The 23460-nt window shown below is 68.0% G+C and carries 16 protein-coding genes; all 16 read left to right on the forward strand.

Annotation, left to right across the window (positions count from 1 at the left end):
- The first annotated feature begins 8 nt into the window (after window positions 1-8).
- Window positions 9-848 carry a type VI secretion system accessory protein TagJ gene (locus ABL838_RS03285; protein ID WP_418124125.1) on the forward strand — a complete coding sequence of 280 codons (840 nt, stop codon included), beginning with the start codon at window positions 9-11 and terminating at the stop codon, window positions 846-848.
- On the forward strand, window positions 841-1356 hold the full coding sequence (gene tssE, locus ABL838_RS03290) for a type VI secretion system baseplate subunit TssE (RefSeq protein WP_126025725.1): 516 nt from the start codon (window positions 841-843) through the stop codon (window positions 1354-1356). Before ABL838_RS03285 ends, tssE begins: the two co-directional genes overlap by 8 nt.
- A gap of 7 nt (window positions 1357-1363) precedes the next feature.
- Complete coding sequence (tssF, locus tag ABL838_RS03295) at window positions 1364-3256, forward strand: type VI secretion system baseplate subunit TssF (protein ID WP_418124127.1); 1893 nt, start codon at window positions 1364-1366, stop codon at window positions 3254-3256.
- Window positions 3232-4335 carry a type VI secretion system baseplate subunit TssG gene (gene tssG, locus ABL838_RS03300; RefSeq protein WP_418124128.1) on the forward strand — a complete coding sequence of 368 codons (1104 nt, stop codon included), beginning with the start codon at window positions 3232-3234 and terminating at the stop codon, window positions 4333-4335. The genes tssF and tssG overlap by 25 nt, the downstream gene beginning before the upstream one ends.
- Window positions 4332-7046, forward strand: coding sequence for a type VI secretion system ATPase TssH (gene tssH / locus ABL838_RS03305; protein WP_418118966.1), 2715 nt, complete (start codon window positions 4332-4334; stop codon window positions 7044-7046). The genes tssG and tssH overlap by 4 nt, the downstream gene beginning before the upstream one ends.
- A 25-nt stretch (window positions 7047-7071) precedes the next feature.
- The gene (gene tssI / locus ABL838_RS03310; protein WP_418124130.1) at window positions 7072-12759 is read left to right on the forward strand and encodes a type VI secretion system tip protein TssI/VgrG; all 5688 of its coding nucleotides are present in this window, start codon (window positions 7072-7074) and stop codon (window positions 12757-12759) included.
- On the forward strand, window positions 12756-13808 hold the full coding sequence (locus tag ABL838_RS03315) for a pentapeptide repeat-containing protein (protein ID WP_418124132.1): 1053 nt from the start codon (window positions 12756-12758) through the stop codon (window positions 13806-13808). Before tssI ends, ABL838_RS03315 begins: the two co-directional genes overlap by 4 nt.
- Window positions 13809-13835: 27 nt before the next feature.
- Window positions 13836-14480: a DUF3540 domain-containing protein gene (locus ABL838_RS03320; RefSeq protein WP_418124134.1), complete on the forward strand. Its 645-nt coding sequence runs from the start codon at window positions 13836-13838 to the stop codon at window positions 14478-14480.
- Between the two features lie 21 nt (window positions 14481-14501).
- The gene (locus ABL838_RS03325; RefSeq protein ID WP_126025731.1) at window positions 14502-14897 is read left to right on the forward strand and encodes a DUF4150 domain-containing protein; all 396 of its coding nucleotides are present in this window, start codon (window positions 14502-14504) and stop codon (window positions 14895-14897) included.
- A 69-nt stretch (window positions 14898-14966) separates the two neighbouring features.
- Window positions 14967-17345, forward strand: a complete 2379-nt coding sequence (locus ABL838_RS03330; RefSeq protein ID WP_418118971.1) for a type VI secretion system Vgr family protein — start codon at window positions 14967-14969, stop codon at window positions 17343-17345.
- An 18-nt stretch (window positions 17346-17363) separates the two neighbouring features.
- Window positions 17364-17855 (forward strand): DUF6484 domain-containing protein, encoded by a 492-nt coding sequence (locus tag ABL838_RS03335; RefSeq protein ID WP_184639910.1) that lies wholly within the window; start codon window positions 17364-17366, stop codon window positions 17853-17855.
- 20 nt (window positions 17856-17875) lie between these two features.
- A complete protein-coding gene (locus ABL838_RS03340) occupies window positions 17876-18967 on the forward strand; it encodes a DUF2169 family type VI secretion system accessory protein (RefSeq protein WP_184639908.1) in 1092 nt (363 codons plus the stop codon).
- Window positions 18968-18969: 2 nt separating this feature from the next.
- Complete coding sequence (locus ABL838_RS03345; protein ID WP_184639907.1) at window positions 18970-20022, forward strand: hypothetical protein; 1053 nt, start codon at window positions 18970-18972, stop codon at window positions 20020-20022.
- A gap of 1 nt (window position 20023) precedes the next feature.
- Entirely contained in the window at window positions 20024-21205 is a 1182-nt protein-coding gene (locus ABL838_RS03350) for a PAAR-like domain-containing protein (protein ID WP_184639905.1), read from the forward strand.
- Window positions 21206-21234: 29 nt separating this feature from the next.
- A complete protein-coding gene (locus tag ABL838_RS03355; RefSeq protein WP_418124136.1) occupies window positions 21235-22161 on the forward strand; it encodes a hypothetical protein in 927 nt (308 codons plus the stop codon).
- A 12-nt stretch (window positions 22162-22173) separates the two neighbouring features.
- On the forward strand, window positions 22174-23448 hold the full coding sequence (locus ABL838_RS03360; protein WP_418118972.1) for a TIGR02270 family protein: 1275 nt from the start codon (window positions 22174-22176) through the stop codon (window positions 23446-23448).
- Window positions 23449-23460: the final 12 nt, after the last annotated feature.

Here is a 23460-nt window from a genome sequence, read left to right on the forward strand (position 1 = left end):
CGCACACCATGACCACCGCCGCCGAATTCCTCAAGGCCGCCGACCCCGCTGCAGCCCTCAAGGCCCTGAGCGACGACGTGCGCGCCAGGCCTTCCGACAGCAAGCACCGCGTGTTCATGGCGCAGCTGCTGTGCGTGCTGGGGCAGTGGGAGCGCGCGCTCAACCAGCTCACCGTGGCCGCCGAGCTCGACGCGCTGGCCGTGCCCATGAAGCAGGTCTACGGCGAGGCCGTGCGCTGCGAGGGCCTGCGCGCCGAAGTGTTCGCCGGCACGCGCACGCCGATGATCTTCGGCCAGCCCGACGAATGGCTGGCGCTGCTCATCGAGTCGCTGCTGCGCCAGGGCCGCGGCGAGAGCGAGCTGGCGGAAGACCTGCGCCAGCGCGCCTTCGACGGCGCGCCCGCCATCGGCGGCACCGTCGACGGCAAGCCCTTCGAATGGCTCTCCGACGCCGACATGCGGCTGGGCCCTGTGCTCGAGGCCTTCGTCAACGGCAAGTACTACTGGATTCCGTACGCGCGCCTCGCGCACATCAAGATCGAACCGCCCGAGGACCTGCGCGACTGCGTATGGATGCCCGCGCACCTGCAGTTCGAGAACGGCGGCGAGACGCTCGCGCTCATTCCCACGCGCTACGAAGGCACCGAGAAGCAGGAAGACGGCGAGCTGCGCCTGGCGCGCAAGACCGAGTGGCGCGAGCTGCGCCCGGAGGTCTGGGCGGGCTTCGGCCAGCGCGTGCTCAGCAGCAGCGACGGCAATGAGTACGCGCTGATGGACGTGCGCGAGATCCTCTTCACGCAGGCCGAAGCCGAGGCGCAGGCGCCGGCCGAAGGTGCCGTCGATGGCTGAGCTCACCGCGCAGGAGCGGCTGCAGCCCTCGCTGCTCGACCGCCTCGTCGACAACGCGCCCGACGAGAAGCGCGAGAGCGACGACAAGCGCACGCTGACCAAGCAGGCGCTGCGCCAGGCCGTGCTGCGCGACCTGGGCTGGCTCTTCAACGCCACCGGCTACGGCCTCTCGATGGACGACAGGCAGTACCCCAACGCGGCGCGTTCGGTCATCAACTACGGATTGCCTATGCTGTCTGGCCAGTTCACCTCGTCGGTGCAGCGTGTCAGCATGGAACAGGCTTTGAAGAACGCAATCCTGCAGTTCGAGCCACGCATCCTGTCCCGAACACTCGAAGTCGAACTCATCATGGAGGGCCCGGCACTTGACTCGCACAACAGCATCGGCCTGCAGATCCGCGGCATGCTGTGGGCGCAGCCCGTGCCGCTGGAGTTCCTGATGCGAAGCCGCGTAGACCTGGAAGAAGGTCGCATCGAGATAGTGGACATGGCGCAAAACCCGAGATGAGTCCGCCATGGACCCCAGGCTGCTGAGTCTGTACGAACAGGAACTGCGCTACTTCCGCGAAAGCTCTTCAGAGTTCGCACGCGCATTTCCAAAGATTGCGCATCGACTTGGCATCGAAGGCCAGGAGGTCGCCGATCCGTACGTGGAGCGGCTCATCGAGGCCACCGCATTCCTCTCGGCGCGCGTGGGCCTGAAGCTCGACGCCGAATATCCGCGCTTCACCGGGCACCTGCTCGACATCGTCTATCCGCACTTCCTCGCGCCGACGCCGGCGATGGTGGTGGTGTCGTTCGCGCCGGATCCCGACGACGCCAACCTCGCCACCGGCCCGAGCCTGCCGCGCGGCAGCGGCCTGCGCGCGCGGCAGGCGGTGGGGCAGAACACGCACTGCGAGTTCCGCACAGCCAGCGCATTGCGCATCTGGCCCATCGAGGTGCAGCGCGCGCAGTACTTCACCTACGCGCCAGACCTGCCGCTGAACACGCATCCGCAGTCGCGCGCGATCCGCGGCGGCCTGCGCATCGTGCTGCGCGCCACGGCCGGGCTGGACTTCAGCCAGATCGCGCTCGACGATCTCGTGCTGCACTTCGGCGGCGCGGAAGACGTGGCCTGGCAGCTGCACGAATGCGCGCTGGGCCAGCCCATCGGCGTGCTGGTGCGGCCGCTGGGGCCGGGCGGCGGCCTGCAGGGCACGCCGCGCAGCCTGCCGCCGAGCGCCATCGGCGCGGTCGGCTTCGAGGACGACGAGGCGCTGCTGCCCGTCACCGCCACCGGCTTCTCGGGCTTCAGGCTGCTGCAGGAGTACTTCGCCTTTCCCCAGCGCTTCCAGTTCGTGCGCATCGGCGGGCTCAAGGCGCTGCTGGCCCAGATGCCGGTGGGCGAGGTCGAGATCGTGCTGCTGTTCTCGCGCGGCGACGCGGCCCTCGAAAAACTCGTGAGCGCGGACAACGTGCTGCTGCACTGCGTGCCCGCGGTGAACCTCTTCAGCAAGCGGCTCGACCGCGTGCCGCTGAACGAGGGCGTGAGCCAGTTCCACCTGGTGCCCGACCGCACGCGGCCGCAGGACTTCGAGGTGCACACCGTGACCGAGGTCATCGGCCACGGCACGCCGGGCGCCGATGCGGCGGCGGCCGAGCAGCCGTTCCGGCCCTTCTACTCGGCCTTCCACGGCAGCCGGATGAGCCATCCGGCCTACTTCACGACCACGCGCGAGCCGCGCATGCTGTCGGTGCGCCAGCGCACCGAGGGCAACCGCAGCAGCCACATCGGCTCCGAGGTCTACATGCAGATCGTCGATCCGCAGCAGGCGCCGTACGCGGCCACGCTGCGGCAGCTGGCGGTGACCGCGCTGTGCACCAACCGCGACCTGCCCCTCTTGATGCCGCTGGGCCGCGAGAACGACTTCGACTGCGTCGATTCATTCCCCGTGCAGCGCGTGCGCATGGTGCGCGGCCCCTCGCGGCCGGTGTCGCCGGTGGTGAGCCAGGGGCTGGGCTGGCGCGTGGTCGACCACCTTGCGCTCAACTACCTGTCGCTGTCCGACAGCACGCCGGAGCAGGGCGCGGCCGCGCTGCGCGAGACACTGATGCTCTACGCGGTGCATGCCGACGAGATGCGCCAGGGCCAGGTGCGCGGGCTGCTTTCGGTGAAGTGCAAGCCGGTGGCGCGCCGCCTACCGCTGAAGGGGCCCATCGCCTTCGGCCGCGGACTGGAGGTGACGCTCGAAGTCGACAAGGACGCCTTCCACGGGCACAGCAGTTTCCTCTTCGGTGCGGTGCTGGCGCGCTTTCTCTCGCGCCACGTGGAGGTGAACCATTTCGTCGAGACCGTGCTGCGCATCGCGGGCAAGGGCGAGACCATGCGCTGGAGGCCCGTGTGCGGGACGCGGCAGATCCTGTGACCGGCACGGGCACCGTGCAGACCCGCGTCGACGCCGCGCTGCGCGGCTGGTCGGCCGAGCCCTGGGCCTTCGACTACTTCGCGGTGATGCGCCGGCTGGAGTCGGTCGCGAAGACCACGCCGCGCTGGGGCCGCGCGCTGCTGCCCGGCGCCGAGCCGGTGCGCGTGGGGCAGGAGCCGTCGCTCTCGTTCGCGCCCGCGAGCTTCAGCCGCTTCGAGCCCGCCACCGCGCATTCGCCGCCGCGCCTGCGCCAGCAGTTCTTCGGCTACATCGGTCCCAACGGGCCGCTGCCGGTGCACCTGAGCGACTTCATCCGCGAGCGCAGCCTGAACCATGGCGACCCGACATGGCTGGCCTTTCTCGACAGTTTTTCGCACCGCTTCTCGCTGCACTTCTACCGCGCGTGGGCGCAGTCGCGTCCGGCCGTGGCGCTGGACCGGCCGGGCGAGGACCGCTTCCGCCTGCAGATCGGCGCGCTGGTGGGCATCGGCGCACCGGGCCGCGTGGAGCGCGACGAGATCCATGACGACGCACGGCTGCACTTCTCGGGCTGGCTCGCGCGCCGCGTGCACAACGTGGAGAGCGTGGAGTCGGTGCTGTGCTGCTACTTCGGCGTGCCGGTGAGGCTGGAGCGCTGGGTCGGCCACTGGATGAGCCTGCCCGCCGGCGAACTCACGCGGCTGGGGCAGGGAGAGAGTTCGCGATCGATGGGCATGGGCGCCATGCTCGGCACCCGGGCGTGGGACCGCCAGCACCGCGTGCGCCTGCATCTAGGCCCGCTCACGCTCGAGCAGTACCGCATGTTCCTGCCCATCGGCGATGCCCGCCCCGTGCTGCAGCGCTGGATGCAGCAGCTGCTCGGCGACGAGCTCGAGTGGGACGCAGAACTCGTGCTCGAGAAGGCGCAGGTGCCGCTCACGCGACTTGGCGACGCGAAGGGCAGCGCGCCCCGCCTCGGCTGGGTGTCGTGGCTCGGCCAGCGCCCGCGCTCGCGCGACGCGGCCGACGTGCGCATCGGCAGCCAGTCTTTCAACAAGCCCACCTTCATTCGTTCAGAAGAGATACGGAGTCCCTCATGAGTGAAATCAGCCGCACCGCCCTTTTCGGCAAGCTCAACTCGCTGGCCTACAAGGCCATCGAAGGCGCCACCGTGTTCTGCAAGATGCGGGGCAATCCGTACGTGGAGCTGGAGCACTGGTTCGCGCAGCTGCTGCAGGCGCAGGACTCCGACCTGCACCGCGTGATCCAGCACTACGGCCTCGACGTGTCGGTCATCGCCAAGGACATGACCACCGCGCTCGACCGCCTGCCGCGCGGCGCCACCGCCATCAGCGACTTCTCGCCGCACATCGAGAACGCCATCGAGCGTGCGTGGACCTACGCCACGCTGCAGTTCGGCGAGGCGCAGGTGCGCACCGGCTACCTGCTGGTGGGCATGCTGAAGACGCAGAGCCTGCGCAACCCTCTGTTCGGCCTGTCGAAGCAGTTCGAGAAAGTGAAGGTCGAGGACCTGGCCGACAACTTCGCGAAGATCTGCGATGCCTCGCCCGAGGCGCAGATGCGCGCGCAGGATGGCACCGGCATGGGCAGCGGCGCGCCGGGCGAGGACTCCGGCGCGATGGCGCCGGCCGCCATGGGCAAGGGCGACGCGCTGAAGAAGTTCGCGGTCGACCTCACCGAGAAGGCCAAGAAGGGCGAGATGGACCCGGTGACGGGCCGCGACGAGGAGATCCGCCAGATCGTCGACATCCTCATGCGCCGCCGCCAGAACAACCCGCTGCTCACCGGCGAGGCCGGTGTCGGCAAGACGGCCGTGGTCGAAGGCTTCGCGCAGCGCCTGGCGCGCGGCGACGTGCCGCCGCAGCTGAAGGACGTGAAGCTGCTCACGCTGGACATCGGCCTGCTGCAGGCCGGCGCGAGCATGAAGGGCGAGTTCGAGCAGCGCCTGCGCCAGGTGATCGACGAGGTGCAGAGCTCGCCCACGCCCATCATCCTCTTCATCGACGAGATCCACACGCTGGTGGGCGCGGGCGGCGCGGCCGGCACCGGCGATGCGGCCAACCTGCTGAAGCCTGCACTGGCGCGCGGCAACCTGCGCACCATCGGCGCCACCACCTGGGCCGAGTACAAGAAATACATCGAGAAAGACCCGGCGCTCACCCGCCGCTTCCAGGTGGTGCAGGTGCCGGAGCCGGACGAGACCAAGGCCATCCTGATGCTGCGCGGCGTGGCCAGCGTGCTCGAGAAGCACCACCGCGTGCAACTGCTCGACGAGGCCATCGAAGCTGCGGTGAAGCTGAGCCACCGCTACATTCCCGCGCGCCAGCTTCCCGACAAGGCCGTGAGCCTGCTCGACACCGCCTGCGCGCGCGTGGCCGTGTCGCAGCACGCGACGCCGCCCGAGGTGGAGGACTGCATGCGTCGCATCGAGGGGCTGACGGTGGAGCAGGAGATCATCGGGCGCGAAGAGGCCATCGGCATCGACGTGACCAGGCGCGCCGCGCAGGTGGCCGCGCTGCTGGCCGAGTCGAAGGTGCAGCTCGATGCGCTCAACGCGCGCTGGCAGGAAGAGAAGGGGCTGGTCGACCGGCTGCTGGAGCTGCGAAGCAAGCTGCGCGCGGGCAACAAGCCGGTGGATACGCCCGCTGCCGCCAATGCCGATGCGACCGCACCTGCCGCCGCCGCCGAAGCCGCACCCGACCGTGCCGCGCTGCTCGCCGAACTGCACGAGCTGCAGGCGAAGATCCATGCGGTGCAGGGCGAGTCGCCGCTGATCCTTCCTTCGGTCGACGAGCAGGCCGTGGCCTCGGTGGTCGCCGACTGGACTGGCATTCCCGTCGGCCGCATGGTCAAGAACGAGGTGGAGGCGGTGCTCAAGCTCGCCGACACGCTCAACCAGCGCGTGATCGGACAGAAGCACGGCCTGGAGATGATCGCGCGGCGCATCCAGACCTCGCGCGCGCGTCTGGACAACCCGCAGAAGCCCATCGGCGTGTTCATGCTGTGCGGCACCTCCGGCGTGGGCAAGACCGAGACCGCGCTCGCGCTGGCCGAGGCGCTGTACGGCGGCGAGCAGAACATCATCACCATCAACATGAGCGAGTTCCAGGAGGCGCACACCGTCTCCACGCTCAAGGGCGCGCCTCCGGGCTACGTGGGGTACGGCGAGGGCGGCATCCTGACCGAGGCGGTGCGTCGCCGCCCGTACAGCGTGGTGCTGCTCGACGAGGTGGAGAAGGCCCACCCCGACGTGCACGAGATCTTCTTCCAGGTCTTCGACAAGGGCTGGATGGAAGACGGCGAGGGCCGGATGATCGACTTCAAGAACACCATCATCCTGTTGACCACCAATGCAGGCAGCGAGCTGGTGATGAGCATGTGCCGCGACCCCGAGCTGCTGCCCGACCCCAACGCGCTGGCCGATGCGCTGAAGGCGCCGCTGATGAAGGTGTTCCCGCCCGCGCTGCTGGGCCGCATCGTCACCATTCCCTACTACCCGCTGTCGCCCGAGATGATGAAGAAGATCGTGCGGCTGCAGCTGGGCCGCATCAAGAAGCGCGTGGAAACCAACCACGGCGTGCCTTTCGAGTACAGCGACGCGGTGGTCGACCAGGTGGTCGCGCGCTGCCAGGACCCGGAGTCGGGCGGGCGCGTGATCGACGCGATCCTCACCAACACCGTGCTGCCGACGATCTCGGTCGAGTACCTGCAGCGGCTGGCCTCGGGCGGCGAGATCCGCCGGGTCGCGCTGGACGTGAAGGACGCGGACTTCACCTACGCCTTCGACTGACAAGCCTCCACCCCAAGAGAAAAAGATGGCCGACAACGAGTTCCGCATCGAGAGCGATTCACCCGCCAAGGACGACCTGATGTTCTGGCGCATCGTGGGGCACGAGGCGCTGGCGCGCCCGTCGGCCTACGAGCTCACGGTGATCTCGACGAACAAGGCCATCGACGCCAAGGACATCCTCGGGCATGCCTTCGACGTGGTGATCGGATTCAAGGACGCCGATGGCGCAACGCACGAGCGCCACTGCCAGGGCCATGCGGTGCGCTTCGTGCGCGCGGGCCACATGGGGCGGCACTACGAATACCGCATCACGCTGCGCTCGTGGTTCTGGCTGCTCACCAAGCGCGCCAACTCCCGCATCCTGCAGGAGAAGAAGGTGCTCGAAGTGCTCGACGCGGTGTTCGAGGACAGCCCCATCAAGCGCTTCAAGAAGACCAAGGCCGACAACGTGGTCGGCACGCACAACCCTCGCCGCTACTGCGTGCAGCACCAGGAAAGCGACTACAGCTTTCTATCGCGCCTGCTGGAGGACGAGGGCATCTACTACTGGTTCGACGCGCACGACGCGCCCGGCACCATGCATCTTTCGGACGCCAGCGACATGGCGCACGAGAAGCTGCCGGCGGCCGACACCCTGCGCCACATGGCCGTCAACGCCGCCGAACCGCGCTTCAACGAGATCTCGCGCTGGGTGAGCGGACGCCAGTTCGACACCGGCAAGCACGCCTCGCGCGACAGCGACTTCAAGGCCATCAAGAAGAAGCTGGGCGCCGACATCGATGCGTCGGACGACCACGAGCTCGCGAGCCTGGAGCTCTTCGAGTTTCCTGGCGGTTACTTCAGCGGCGACGACGCCGAGACCCGCGCCAAGCTGCGCGGCGACGAGCTCAACGCGCGCCGCGACCGCCACTGGGCCGTGACGCCGTGGCCCGACGTCACGGCCGGGCGCGGCTTCAAGTACGAAGGCGACCCCGACGGCACGCGCAACGGCGACTACGTGATCGCGGCCTGCACCTTCGTCGCCAGCCATCGCGGCTACGAGGGCGTCAGCGGCAACACCCTGGCGCAGCCCGTGCATGCCGCGCTGGCCGACGTGCTGCGCGACGACGCGGTGAACGCCGACACGCTGCCGGTGCTCGAAGAGATCATCGCGGCCACGCCCGCGCTCTCGGCCGCGCAGACCGGCAGCAGCATCTTCCTGCTCACCGTGATGCCGGTCGAGCGCCTGTTCCGCACGCCCCGCCTCACGCCACGCGTGACCATGCCGGGCCCGCAGACCGCCATCGTCGTCGGCCCCAAGGGCGACGAGCTGCACGTGGATGACCACGGCCGCGTGAAGGTGCACTTCCACTGGGATCGCTACGACGAGAGCAACGAGAAGTCGACCTGCTGGATCCGCGTGTCGCAGCCCTGGGGCGGCAAGGGCTGGGGCGGCTACTTCATTCCGCGCATCGGCCAGGAGGTGATCGTCGACTTCCTCAACGGCGACCCCGACCGGCCCATCATCATGGGCCGCGTCTACAACGACGACCAGCCCATTCCCTACAAGTCGCCGACGCAGAGCGGCTTCAAGACCCGCTCCACGCCCGGCGGCGGCTCTTCGAACTACAACGAGATCATGTTCGAGGACAAGAAGGGCGAGGAAAAGATCAACATCCACGCCGAACTCGACATGAGCCGCAGCGTGGAGCGCGACGACTCCACCACCATCGACCGCGACCAGAGCGTGACCGTCAAGCGCGACCAGACCAACCACGTGGACCGCGACCGCAAGAGCACGGTGACGCGCAACGACACCAACATGGTGGTGGTGGACCAGAAGAACACGGTCAAGGGGAAGCAGAACAACCAGGTGGTGGGCGACCGCACCACTTTTGTCGACAGCAACGACAAGACCATGGTGACCGGCACCAGCCTGAGCGACGTGACCGGTGCGCGCACCGACACCTCGCGCGCGGGCGAGACCCGCAACGTGATCGGCAACCAGACCATCACCGTCAGCGGCAACGTCACCTACAAGGCCGCGAAGATGAGCTTCGAGGCCGGGCACATCGATTGGATGGTGACGGGGTCGAGTTCGAAGTACATCACGGTGCCTACCGGGCCGCTGCACCTGATGGCCAACAAGATCAAGCTGATGAGCAACACCGGCATCGAGATGATGGCGGTGGGCAGCATCGACGCGACCTCGGTCGGCTCCAACACGACCATCCTGGGGCCGAACACCAGCGGCTACATCGGCACCAACAGCGAAGCCAACCTGGGCATAGCGCGCTCGACCTTCATGGGCATGAGCATCGACAACGCGCTGGCCATTGCCATCTCCAACTTCGGGGGCGTGGCGATCGATACCGCGCTGGGTGTCAAGCTGTCGTCCGGTGTTGCGCCGGAGATCCAGGCGTTTCCGATCGACGTGGAGCAGGCTGCGCTGCATACCTTCACGCCGGGCGCGGGTGCCGGTGGCGCGGGCGGCGCGGCTATCGCCGGTGCGCTGGGAGCAGTCGCGGGCCTGGCCAGCGCGGACGCGGATATTGCCGCGACGCTGAAGCAGTACGCGGACGCCGCCAATGCGCTGGACAACGCCGCCAATGAAGCCGATGCCGCGCACCTGCCCGGGCTTGCTGGCCGCTTGCGCTCTCTCGGTGCGATCACGCGCAACCGTCGCATGGAAGGTGTGATCGGCAGCATTCCGGTGATCGGTGCTGTCGCCATCGCTGGCGGCGAACTGATCGTCGGCGCCTTGGGCGCCGCCGGTGTCGGCACAGGCGGCGAACGCCTGGCGGCTGACGAATCGGTCAATGCGGACGGTTCCGCCGCACCGCCCCCGCCTCCGCCGGCTCCACCCGCGCCGCCTCCGGCGCCCGGGGTGGGCGCGCCCGCGGAGCCGACACAGGAGTGGAGCCCGACGCCCCCGGCGCCGCCCCTGCGCCGCGGCCGCCGCCACCACCGCCGCCACCACCACCACCGCCGCCGCCGCCGCCGCCGCCGCCGCCGCCGCCGCCGCCGCCGCCGCCGCCGCCGCCTCCTCCGCCGCCGCCACCGCCGCCGTCATCCGATCCGCTGGACGGAGGGGTGCCGCCTAACGACGACTGGGAATAGGGATCGGCGCCAAGCGACCATGCAAGTCCTCAAACCCCAGGCGCTCGGCCTGTCGACGCGCCCCATCGAATTCCGCAAGCGCTTCGGGCTCAGCATCAGCGCCTGCCTGCACCTGCCGTTCGCACAGGGCGAGCGCGGAACGCTTTGGGCGGAGCAGTCGATGTGGTCCTTCCTCGGGAAGGAAATGGCGCAACCCCTTATCGACGAGGGCGTGGCCAAGCTCACGCCGGAGTTCCTGGTGCATGGCAAGGCCTTCCCGCCGCCGGACCGCACTGACGGTTGCGCCGTGCGGGCCCGGTTCGGCACGCAGGAGAAAACCCTGCTGGTGCTCGGGGACCGCTACTGGGATGGCTCTAACCCGAGCAAGGCCCGGCCTTTCCCGGAGATGCCGCTGGACTGGTCCAGGGCCTACGGCGGCGCGGACTTTCCCCTCAACCCAGGCGGGCGGGGCAGGCAGAAGATCGATGGCGTGGCATGGCTGCCGAACATCGAACTGCCCCATGACCGCCTGCTGCGCCCCGACCAGGCCATCGCGCCGGCCGGCATGGGGGCGCTGGACGTGATGCACCCGCAGCGCGTGCAATACCGCGGCACCTACGACGCCGACTACCTGAAGCAGCATGCGCCGGGGTTCGCGCCCGACACCGACTGGCGCTACTTCAACCTGGCGCCGCCCGACCAGTGGATGGGCGCGGCGCTCACCGGCGACGAGCCGTTCTCATTCGAGAACATGCACCCGCACAAGCGCCTGATCGAAGGCCGCCTGCCGGGCATGCGGGCGCGCGTGTTCGTCGGCTACAGGATGGCCGTGGGCGAGCCCAAGGTGCGGGAGGTGCCGCTGCGGCTGACCACCGTGTGGTTCTTCCCGCATGCCGAACGCTGCATCGCGATCTTCCAGGGGCTAGCCGAGGTCGGCACCGACGACGGCTCCGACGTGGTCAGCCTCATGGGCGCTGTCGAGCGCATCGGAGAAATCCGCTCCGACGCGCACTACCTCGACGCCGCAGCGAAGCGGGCCGACCCGAAGCTGGGCCCGATCTATGCCATCGTCGACAGCGACCTGCTCCCGGAAGGCGTGAGCACCGCCGATCCGGACGTGGAGGCCGCGAAGGCGCCCTTCGGAACCGAGGGCCTGCAGGGCGAAGCCCAGCGGCGTCGCGCCGAGATGGATGTGGTGTTCGCGCGCGAGAAGGCCATCGCCATGGGCAAGGACCCGGATGCGCTGGGAATCCGCATGCCGCCGCGGGAGAAGGTTCCGGTCGGCGACGAGCTTCCGCCCTACCTGGAGAAGAAGATGAAGGAGGCCGAGGCCCAGCGGTGGGCGGCGGTCGAGGATGCGGTCACGGTCGTCGAGCGGGCGCTGGCGATGTCGCAGGAGCAGAAGATCGATCTCGCCAAACTGCAGCACCGCGGTCCGCCGAAGTACGACCCCGACAGGCACATGGCGGAAATGCAGGCACAGGCGGCCGTGGGAACGCGGCCTGTCAACCTGGCGCCGATCTACCCGAAGCTGTGCCAGATCGAGGACGCGCATCGCGCCGGCTATCTGCAGTCCGCGCACATGCAGCCGCCAGCCTTCCCGATGCCGGCGCGCGAGGCCGCGAAGCTGCGCGGCGAGATGGCGCGTGCCAGCGCGGCGGGCATCAAGTTCTTCGCGGGCATCGATCTCACCGGCGCCGATCTCTCGGGCCTCGACCTTCGGGAGGTGAACCTGGAAGGCGCGTGGCTGGAAAGCGCGAACCTGGCCAATACCAATCTCTCCGGCGCCAACCTGACGGGCGCGGTGCTGGCGCATGCGAACCTGGAAGGCGCGATCGCCATCGGCGCGAAATTCGCCAGGGCCAATCTCGGCAAGGCGCGGCTGGCTCGCGGTGTCTTCGACGACGCCGACTTCAGCGGGGCGACGCTCATGTACTGCGCGTTCGCCGGCACCCAGATGCGACGCGCGAAATTCGCCAAGGCGAATCTGCTGCAGACCACATGGGGCGATGCCGACTGGGCCGGTGCAGACCTGAGCGGGCAGGTCTTCCACAAGCTGGACCTCAAGGGCATGCGGTGGCCGGAGGCGAACCTGTCCGTCTGCAACTTCATCGAGTCCGACCTCTCGGGCGTCGACATGCATGCGGCGAAGATCGAGAACGCGACCTTCGTGACCAGCAAGCTCGACGGCGCGAAGCTGATGGCGGCGCGCTGCGCCGGCACCGTGGCGGTCAAGGGAAGCAGCCTGGCCGGTGCGGACATGAGCCAGGCCGACCTGCGCAACTTCAATTTCGGTGCCTCCGATGCGCGGGAGGCCAGGCTGATCCGTGCGGTGCTCGATGGCGCCAACCTCTGCGAAGCCCGGCTCGAAGGCGCGGACCTGCGACTCGCCAGTGCCAAGGGCGTCCTGATGCGCAAGGCCGTCTGCTCGAACGCGCTGCTGTCGGGCGTGAACTTCAGCGACGCGATCTTCCAGTCGGCGGATCTGCGGGGGGCCGACCTGCGGCGCAGCAATCTCTTCGGTGCCGACCTCGGACGGGTGCGGCTCGACGGTTCGACGAACTTCGACGGGGCGTTGCTCAGGCGGGCGCGCACCTGGCCCCGGCTCACCCCGGAACAGCAGGCGGCGGCATGAGCCCGAACCTCCTGTCCATTGCAATCAGCGTCGGCGAGGCGCTGGAAGGCCTCGACCTGCACAAGGGACGCTACGCAGGCCTTGCGCTCGGCGGCGGGATCTTCTCGCGAGTCAATTTCGCCGAAGCGGATTTCCGGGGGACCGATCTGCGCGAAGCCGTATTCGACTGCTGCGACCTGCGCGGCGCCATCGCATCCGGCGCCAATCTCCGCAAGGCCGTCTTCAACCGCTGCAAGCTCGATCACGTGGACCTGCGCGAGGCCAACCTGCACGGCGCCGTGTTCACGGAGTGCGACCTGACGCATGCGCAGATGGCGCAGTCGGCGATGACGATGGCCACCGTCACTCGCTGCAGGCTGGACCATGCCGTGCTGCGCGGCGTGCCGCTCGACTCCGCGGTGATCAGCCAGTCGGTACTGCTCGACGTCTGCGCCGACGACACCAGCTGGCAATACACCACTGTCAACGAATGCGATCTCTCGCACCTGACGTGGGCCGGCGCGCGCATGCTGCGCAACGTGTTCTTCAAGACCTCGCTCAAGGGCATGTCGTTCGCCGGGCTGGAGCTGAACGGCTGCCAGTTCTCGTCCGCCGACCTGAGCGGCGCCGACTTCAGCGGCGTCACGCTGCAGCAGTGCAACTTCCAGGGCGCGACGCTCGATGGCGCGAAGTTCGTGAAGGCCGTCGCGCCGTCGGCGATCTTCTGCGCGGCCAGCGGCAAGGCTGCAGACTTCTCTTGCGCAAGGCTGCGTCAGGCGCTTTTCACTGGCGCCATCCTGCCGCAAGCCAACTTTGCCGGCTGCGACCTGTACCAGACCCATTTCGCGGGCGCGAAAGTACAAGGCGCCAACTTCACCGGCGCCGAGCTGACCTACGCCGACTTCCGCCACGCCGACCTCACCACGGCCGACCTGCGCCGCGCCACCATGGTGCGCACCGTGCTGCATGCCGCCGTCACCGAAAACGCCCAGATGACCGACCGCGCGCGTGCGCTCGAGACCGACTCGGAGCTGTCCGAATCGGAGCGCTGGCAGCCGCTGGTCGCCTGACACGACGAACACAGAGGGACCGCCATCATGAACAACGAAACGACGACGCTGACGAAAGCGCGCACCGGCAGGAAGAGGCAGGCCGCGAAGGCCATTCCCGGCGAATGGTGCGTAGGCATTCTCGGCTCCGGGGCAAAGGGCCGGCTGGTGGTCGCCAGCGGCGAGCTGAAGCTGCGCGCACGCCGCGCGGCGAGCTGCCTGCTGGAGCCGGCGGCCGGCGACAGCGTGGCCTGCCTGCGCATCGCGCCCGATGAAGTCTGGATCATGGCCGTGCTGCAGCGCGAGGAAGGCACGGCCAACGTCGTGAGCTGCGAGGGCGGCACCGGCATGCGCATCGCTGCCGAGGGTGGACGCATCGAACTGGCTGCCGAAGAACTCGACGTCGCCACCCAGCGCACGCGCATTGCCACCGACACCGCCGACGTCGTCGGCCGCCAGCTCAGCGTGGTCGGCACCAGCCTCAAGCTCGTGGGCTCGGTGCTCTCCTCGGTGATGGACCGGGTGCAGCATTTCAGCAGGCACTACCTGCGCACCACCGACGGCATCGACCGCGTGGCGGCCACGCACGTCGAGTGCGAGGCAAAGCAGCTGATGCGGATCGAAGGCGAACACACGCTGGTCAACGGCCGCGAGCTGGTGAAGGCGCGCGGCGCGCAGATCCATTTCGGCTGAGGCGACGGGGGAGACGAAAAAATGTTCGCCAACTGCCAGCTGATGGGCACGGACATGGGCTTTCCCGATGTCTGCATCACGCCCGCCGCGCCGTCGCCCATTCCGGTGCCGTACCCGAACATCGCCATGGGCCCCATGGCGATTCCGAACTGCCCCACGATCCTCATCATGGGCGGCCCGGCCCACAACCTCGGCACCACCATTCCGATGACCAACGGCGACAACTCCGGCGTGCTGCTGGGCGTGGCCTCGGGAACGGTGATGGGGCCGAGCCGGCACCTCACGGGGGCCTTCACCGTCCTGATGATGGGCATGCCTGCGTCGCGGCTGACCAGCGTGTCGCTGCAGAACAGCACCAATTGCCCGGGCGTGCGCACCGTGCCGAGCCAGCCGCTGGTGTTGCTGCTGGCGCCGTAGAGCGCATCGCAGATGCCTAGGTGGCGCGGAAAGAGCGCCGCTCGTACAGAACAAGGGGAGTAGCCATTCATGGCAGACCAGGAGTTCCGCATCGAGAGCGACTCGCCCGTCAAGGACGAGCTCATGTTCTGGCGCATCGTGGGGCACGAGGCACTGGCGCGCCCGTCGACATACGAACTCACGGTGCTGTCGGAGAACAAGGCCATCGATGCGAAGGACATCCTGGGGCGCGCCTTCGACGTCGTCATCGGCTTCGAGGACGCAGATGGGGGCAGCCATGAACGCCACTGCCAGGGCCACGCGGTGCGCTTCGTGCGCGCGGGCCATGCGGGGCGCTACTTCGAATACCGCTTCACCCTGCGCTCGTGGTTCTGGCTGCTCACCAAGCGCAGCAATTCGCGCATCCATCAGGAAAAGCCCGTGCTCGACGTGCTCGATGCGGTGTTCGAGGACAGCCCGATCAAGCGCTTCAAGAAGACCCGCACCGACAACGTGGTCGGCACCCACAAGCCGCGCCGCTACTGCGTGCAGCACCAGGAAAGCGACTATCAGTTCCTATCGCGCCTGTTGGAAGACGAAGGTATCTATTACTGGTTCGACGCGCACGATGCGCCGGGCACCATGCACATGTCGGACGCGAGCGACATGGCGCACGACAAGCTGCCGGCCGCGGACACCCTGCGCTACGTGTCGAGCGACGCCGCCGAAGCGCGCTTCAACGAGATCTCGCGCTGGGTGAGCGAGCGGCAGTTCGACACCGGCAAGTACGCATCGACCGACAGCGACTTCAAGGCGATCAAGAAGAAGCTGGAGGCTGCCGGCGGCACGCCCGACAAGCACGAGCTGGCCGAGTTCGAGGCCTTCGAGTTCGCGGGTGGGTACTTCAACGGTGGCGATGCCGACGACAAGGGCAAGCTGCGCGGCGAGGAGATCGGCGCGCGCCGCCAGCGCCACTGGGCGCTCACGCCCTGGCCCGACGTGGCGGCAGGCCGCAGCTTCAAGTTCGAGAACGACCCTGACGGCACGCGCGACAGCGACTACGTGATCGCCGCCTGCACCTTCGTCGCCAGCCACCCGGGCTACGAAGGCGCGGACATCGAGGAGCCACCGGCCCCGCCGACACGGCTTCTGAGAGAAGCTCTCGCCGACGACGCCGTGCTGGCCGACACCTTGCCGGCCTTCGAGGCGGTCGCCGCCCGGATGCCGTCGCTCGATGCGAGCCGCCCGGGCGCAAGCGCTTTCCTGTTGACGGTGTTTCCGGTCGACATGCCTTTCCATCCGCCGCGGCTGACACCGCGCGTGGTCATGCCGGGCCCGCAATCGGCCATCGTAGTAGGCCCCTCGGGCGAGGAGATCCACGCCGACGACTTCGGCCGCGTGAAGGTGCACTTCCACTGGGATCGCTACGACAAGAGCAACGAGAAGTCGACCTGCTGGGTGCGCGTGTCGCAGCCCTGGGCGGGCAAGGGATGGGGCGGCTACTTCTGCCCGCGCATCGGCCAGGAGGTGATCGTCGACTTCCTCAACGGCGACCCCGACCGCCCGCTGATCGTGGGCCGCGTCTACAACGACGACCAGCCCATTCCCTTCGGAACCCACACCCAGAGCGGCTTTCGCACGCGCTCCACGCCCAAGGGCAGCGCGGCCAACTGCAACGAATTCCGCTTCGAGGACAAGAAGGGATCGGAGCAGGTGTACCTGCACGCCGAGAAGAACCAGGACATCGAGGTCGAGAACGACGAGACGCACTGGGTCGGCCACGACCGCGCCAAGACCATCGACCACGACGAGACCACGCACGTGAAGCACGACCGCACCGAGACGGTCGACAACAACGAGACCATCACCGTGCACGGCCAGCGCACCGAGACGGTGGACAAGAACGAGACCATCACCATCCACCAGAACCGCACCGAGACGGTGGACCTGAACGAGACGATCTCCATCGGCCAGAACCGCACCATCACGGTGGGCGCGAGCGAGAGCGCCACAGTGGCGCTGCAGCGCACGCACACGGTGGGCATCAACGAGACCATCACCGTGGGGGCAGCGCAGGAGATCACGGTAGGGGCGATGCAGGCGGTGACGGTGGGGGCGAGCCAGACGATCAGCGTGGGGGCGAATCAGTCGAGCAGCATCGGGGCCAATCGGTCGGTGGATGTTGGGGCGAACCTGTCGACCAACGTGGGCGCAGATGAATCGCGAAGCGTGAGTTCGGGACGGACCACCAGCGTGAGCAAGGACGACTCGCTTTCCGTGGGCAAGAACCTCGTCATCACGGCTGGCGACTCGGTCTCGATCACCACGGGCAGCGCCAGCATCACGATGAAGAAGGACGGGACCATCGTGATCAAGGGCAAGGACATCACGATCGATGCCTCCGGGAAGATCAACGCGAAGGCGAGCAGCGACATCGTGATGAAGGGTTCGAAGATTCTGCAGAACTGATTCACTACGGAGATGACCATGAGCGGCAGAGATCTGATCGAGGCACAACTTGCGGCGGACACGGGCATACAGCCGTGGCACGCCGTCGTCACGGGCGAACTCGCGGCCCTCGCCGACGACGGGGGAACGCCGCTCGTCGTCTTCGAGGGCCAGCCGGGCACAGCGGCCCTGCGCGCGCGCAGCGTCGTGGACCTGCACGGCGCGCACATCGGGCGCGGCGTGGTGCTGATGTTCGAGCGGGCCGATCCGTCGAGGCCGATCGTCATGGGCGTGTTGTGCGGCGGGCCGAAGGGGTGGCCAGAGGCGCTGGTCGCGGCGCCGGCGCAGGTGGAGGTCGACGCTGACGGTGAGCGCCTGCTGGTCAGCGCGCGCAGCCAGATGGTGCTGCGCTGCGGAAAGGCGAGCATCACGCTGACGCGCGCCGGCAAGGTGCTGATCCAGGGCAGCTACGTGTCGAGTCGCTCCGCCGGCGTGAACCGCGTCAAGGGCGGCTCGGTGCAGCTGAATTGAGGCGCGGACGGCACGAAGGCATGGAGATCATCAACGCCACCCGCATGGTCGCGGGCTTCAACATGGCCCAGGCGCCTGATGGCCGGGAGATGCTGGTCGTGGTCGTCAAGGGCACTTTCCGGCTGCCGGCGCCCGACGAACCAGTGGGGAGCTTCTCGTTGCATGACGAGCAGTTGCCGCTCGCGATGGCCGATACCTTCACCGGGGAACCGGGTTACTCGGCGCCTGTTTACGAGGCTGATTTCGCGCCGCGCAAGCCGCGCTGCGACATCCTGCTGCTCGGCAGTGCCCATGCGCCCCGAGGCAGTCCCGCCGCGCGTGTCGAGGTGGGCGTGCGGGTCGGCACCTGGCAGAAGACGATGGCCGTCGTGGGGCCACGGCGCTGGGAGCGCGGTCTTTCCGGTCTTTCCGTCACGCCGCCGGAGGCGTTCGTGTGCCAGCCGATCTCCTACGACGTCGCGTTCGGGGGCACCGACCGACGTCATGAAGATCCTTCGCAGCACTCCACCTTCATGCCGAACCCGGTGGGCCGGGGTTTTCATCGTCACGCCGGGGCCGCGTGGATCGAAGGTGCACAACTGCCGGCCACGGAGGAAATCGACAACCCTGTTCGCGATCCTGGCGATGCCTATCGCCCGATGGCATTCGGGCCCGTCGGCAGGGGATGGGAGCCGCGGCTGCAACTGGCGGGCACCTACGACGAAGCCTGGCTCGCGAACACCTTTCCTTTCTTGCCTTCCGATTTCGACCCGCGGTACTTCCAGGCTGCGCCGACGGACCAGCAACTACCGGTTGCCGCTTTCGAGGCCGGCCCCGTCGAGGTGATGCTCGCCAACCTGACGCCCGAAGGCCTGACTCGCTTCACCATCCCGCACCTGGTCGCGCCGGTCATCGTGTTTCCACGCCGTGGCGAGCGCGAGGACTTCACCGCGACGCTCGATACGGTCGTGATCGAACCCGATGCGGGGCGTTTCAGCCTGGCGTGGCGCATGGTCCGTCCGCTGAAGAAGAACATCTTCGAGATATCGCAGGTGCTGGTTGGCAGGCAGGGGCGAGCATGGTGGCAGCGGCGAGACGCCACCACGTTCCCCATTCCGGTGGTGGCGGCATAGCCATGTCTCCCATTGCGATCGTCGACGCGGGGCTTGTTACGAGCGTCGGTCTGTCCGCCGAGGCGACCTGCGCTGCGATTCGAGCCAGCGTGACAAATCCGACCGAGACGCGCTTCGTCGGCGGCGATGGCAAATGGCTGCTGGCGCAGCAGGTGCCGATGCCTGAGCCCTGGCGTGGCCGAGCGCGCCTCGTCGAGATGGCGTCGATGGCCGCGGCGCAGGTGCTCGCGCCGCGCATGCAGGTGGCCTCGCAAGCCCTTCAAGCACCGCTGCCCCTGCTGCTGTGCGTGGCCGAGCAGGACAGGCCCGGTCGTCTGGAGGGGCTGGACGACGCGCTGTTCGCGGAGCTGGAAGTGGTGCTGGGCGTGCCGCTCCATCCCTCGTTGTCGGGCGTGGTTCCGCAGGGGCGAGTCGGTGTCGCGCTGGCCCTGGCGCAGGCGCACCGGTTGATGGCCGCGCGTGAGGCATCGCAGGTGCTGATCGTGGCGGTGGACAGTCTGCTTGTCGCTGCCACGCTCGACGCCTATGGCGCGAAAGACCGATTGCTGGGTGACGCCAATTCGAACGGTTTCGTGCCGGGCGAGGCTGCGGGAGCGCTGCTGGTCGCCGCGCCAGCGGCCCGGCACGACTGGCCCATACCTCAGATCGCCTGCCTGGGGATCGGCTACGGCAACGAGCCCGCATCGATCGACACGGATCTGCCGCTGCGAGGCGAGGGCCTGATGCAGGCGATGAAGGGTGCTCTGGACATGGCGGGCCTCGCGATGGCGCAGGTCGGCTACCGTATCGCCACCCTGAACGGCGAGCAGTACGGGTTCAAGGAGTTCGATTTGGCGACCAGCCGCCTGTTGCGCGGCCGGCACGAGTTCATGGACCTGTGGCATCCGGCGGATTGCGTGGGCGAAGTCGGCGCGGCACAGCTGGCGGTCTGCATGGCGATGGCGCTCGCGGCCGCGCGCAAGGGCTTCGCGCCGGGTGATCCTGTGTTGATTGCCGCGAGTAACGACGACGGACGCCGCGTGGCGATGGTGGTCAGCGCGCAGGGAGACGCGTGACATGTCGAACCAGGTCTATGCCAACAACCAGGAGGTCGCGTGCAAGGCGGGTGCGGGCAAGTCCATCTGCGCGTTTCCCGACGTGTGCTTCACACCGCCCGAGAACCCCGCGACGCCACCCGGTGTACCGGTGCCTTACCCGAACACGGGCATGGACTCGGACACCACCGACGGCAGCCGCACGGTGCAGGTCAACGGGCAGGAGGTCATGCTCAAGAACAAGAGCTACTTCAAGCAGAGCATGGGCGATGAAGCGGGGTGCGCAGCCAAGAAGGGCGTGGTCACCTCGGTGAACCGTGGCAAGGTCTACTTCATCGCGTGGTCCATGGATGTGAAGTTCGAGGGCGAGAACGTCGTGCGCAATCTGGACATGACGACGCACAACCATGCCTCGCCCACCTCCAACACGCCGCCGCAGATCTTTGCGGCGCGCATGGCCATGGCGAAAGGTCTCAAGTCCTGCAACGACGAGAAGCAGGCGGTGGCCGACAACTGCCCCGATGGCTCGGATCCGAACGAGACCTGCCCGGACCACGAGAAGGCGAAGAACGCGGAGGCCGCGCGCAAGCGGGTCAAGGACGACCGCGGCAAGGACGACCCGCAATGGAAGCGCTTCAACACCATCGCGGACCAGGAATGGAACAACTATGCCGAGGCCGTGAAGAAGAATGACTGCCAGAAGGCACTGCGCTGCTTCCTGTCACCCTATGACCCGAGCAAGTGCTGCAAGGGACAGACGCCCCATCATGTCGTCGACGCGGCGTCGTTCCTGAAAGGGCCGGAGTTTCCGAAGCAGCCGCGCAACGAACAGCCGCGCGAGACGGGCTGGGCAAAGTACGACGTGGATGCTGCGCCTTGCATCTGCGTGGAGGGCCCCAACCAGACCACCGCCACGCACGGCGAGATGCACACGCGACAGGGGGTGGTCGCCGCGACCCATCCGAGCGGCAAGTGGACACTGACGGAGGCCACCTCCGCGGGCGTAGCCGCCGTGCAGAAGACCTTCCCCGAATCCAACTGCTCGCCCGGCTGCCTGGAAGCGCAGCTCAACCGCTATCACGAGAACGCGCAGACGACAGCGGACCGGCGCCAGATCAACGCGAACGTCGAGATGACCTCGGACGTGGCCGAGAGAAACCGCATCGCCGCGGAGATGGGCGTCCCGTCCGTCTCGACGCGCTGACGCACGCATGACCAGCTAGGAGCCTGAAGATGCTGACCGACATTGCGCAACTCGATACCGCCCGCCTGGCGATCAGCACAGGCTGTGTGCGGTATGCGGACCTTGCCTACCTTGTGGTGACCGATCGGAAGCTGGCCAAGGAAAAAGTGCCGCACTCGACCATCCTGTCCATCGACGGCGGCAAGGTCGGCGGCATCGACCTGCACTGGGCGGTAGCCTCCGTTGCGGTATGCCATCAGCCGCAGGAGCGCCTGATCGCGGTGGGACAGTGGGGGCAGGTGCGTGTGCTGGGCGGGGGCGAAAACGCCGAAGAGCCACCGATCCACGACGGCAAGCTCGATCCTTCGCATCGAGGCCCGTTGCGCGAGGTGCGCGCCGTGGCGCGGGGGCGGGCCTATGCGGTGGGTACCGGGCGGCAGTGCTATCTGCGCGAGGGCCCGGGCCACTGGCGCTGCATCGACGCGACGGCGCAGGCCGCCGACGGCAAGCCGCTCACCGACAAGTCGTTCGAATCGATCGACGGATTTTCGGACCAGGAGGTATATGCCGTCGGCTGGGACGGCGAGATCTGGGGCTGGAACGGAACCCGCTGGCAGCAGTTCCAAAGCCCCACCAACGTGGCATTGCACAAGGTGATCTGCGCACCCGACGGCCATGTCTATGCATGCGGAAAGATGGGCGTCGTGGTGAAGGGGCGGGGCACGAACTGGGAGATCGTCGAGCACGCGGTCACCGAGGAAACTTTCTGGGGCATGGCGGCATTCGAGGATCGCATCTATCTGTCGACCACCCACCTCCTGTATGTGATCGATGCACGGGGATTGCAGCCGTTCCAGCCTGCGGAAGACCCGCCCACGAGCTGTTACCACTTGAGCGCGGCCGACGGCGTGATGTGGTCGATCGGCTTCACCGAGGTCTTCGAGGTGGCCGCGCATCGCTGGACGCGACTGCTCTGAACGGCCGACGCGATGCACATGCCGTCCGCGACACCGATTCCCGTCGTTGTGCAGCAGCATGCGGATGAGAGTGCCGTGCTGGCCCAGATCCGGCTGTCGCTGTCGAGCGCGCCGCATGTCAGGCTGCATCATCTGCGCCGTCTCGACGAACGCCTTGCGGCGCATCTCGACGGCCTGGTGGTCGCGGGCGGCCATGGAGTGCGATGTGTGGAGGCTGCACTCGCCGAGCCTGGTGTCGGCGCGGTCTTTGCCACGACCTGGCTCGCCATCGCCCACAGTGCGACAGACGTCCTGGCAAGGTTGTTCGCATTAGCCGAGGCTGAGCCGTCCGTGCAGCCCGGCGTGGCGGGCGCCTTCGGCTGGACGTCGGGCGCGTCGCTTCGGGGTCTGGTTGCGCAGCTGCAGGCGTCGCCGCGCACATTCGCGCGTCGCATCGGCATTGCGGCTTGCGAAGCGCACGGCGTGGACCCCGGCGAGGCACTGGCCGTGGCCATCGCCTGCGGCGAGGATGCCGCGCTGCGTGCCCAGGGGCTGGGTGCCGCCGGCCGTTGTGCACGCACTGATCTGCTCGGCGAATGCCTGGCGGCGCTCGGGGATCCGGACGATCGATGCCGCTTCCAGGCGGCTCGCACGGCCCTGTGGCTGGGCGACCGGCATGCCGCGGTAGAAGCGCTGGGCGGCATCGCGTGCATGCCCGGCCCGGATCTCGATGCCGCAGTGGCGGCGCTCTTCAAATGGATCGAGCCCGGCCAGGCGGCACCGGTCCTGAAGGCGTTGCTCGATAGCCCCGATACCCTGCGCCAGGCCGTGCGCGCGGCGGGCGTTCTGGGTGACCCGCAGGCCGTACCCTGGCTGATTCGCCAGATGGACGACCCTGTGCTGTCGCGCCTAGCGGGCGAATCCTTCAGTCTGATCACGGGAGCCGATCTCGCGGCGCTGGATCTTGAGCGCGCGCCGGTCGCGGGCACATTCGCCGGAGCCGACGATGAAGCGGCGCACGAAGATGTCGAGATGGACGAGGACGAAGGCCTGCCCTGGCCCGACCCTGAGCGGGTGCAACGCTGGTGGTCGCGCAACGCGGAAGGCTTCGTGCCCGGTGCGCGCTACTTCATGGGCGCGCCACCATCGTGGACGCATTGCGTCCAGGTACTACGCAGCGGCTTCCAGCGGCAGCGCATCGCCGCGGCCGAGTACCTGTGCCTTCTGCATCCGGGAACCCGGCTTTTTCCCACGGGCGCGCCGGCCTGGCGCCAGCGCCGGTGGCTCGACCACCTGGCACCTGCCTGAACACGCCTCCGC

The organism is Variovorax sp. 160MFSha2.1, from assembly GCF_048305075.1.
Classification (GTDB): Bacteria; Pseudomonadota; Gammaproteobacteria; order Burkholderiales; family Burkholderiaceae_C; genus Variovorax; species Variovorax guangxiensis.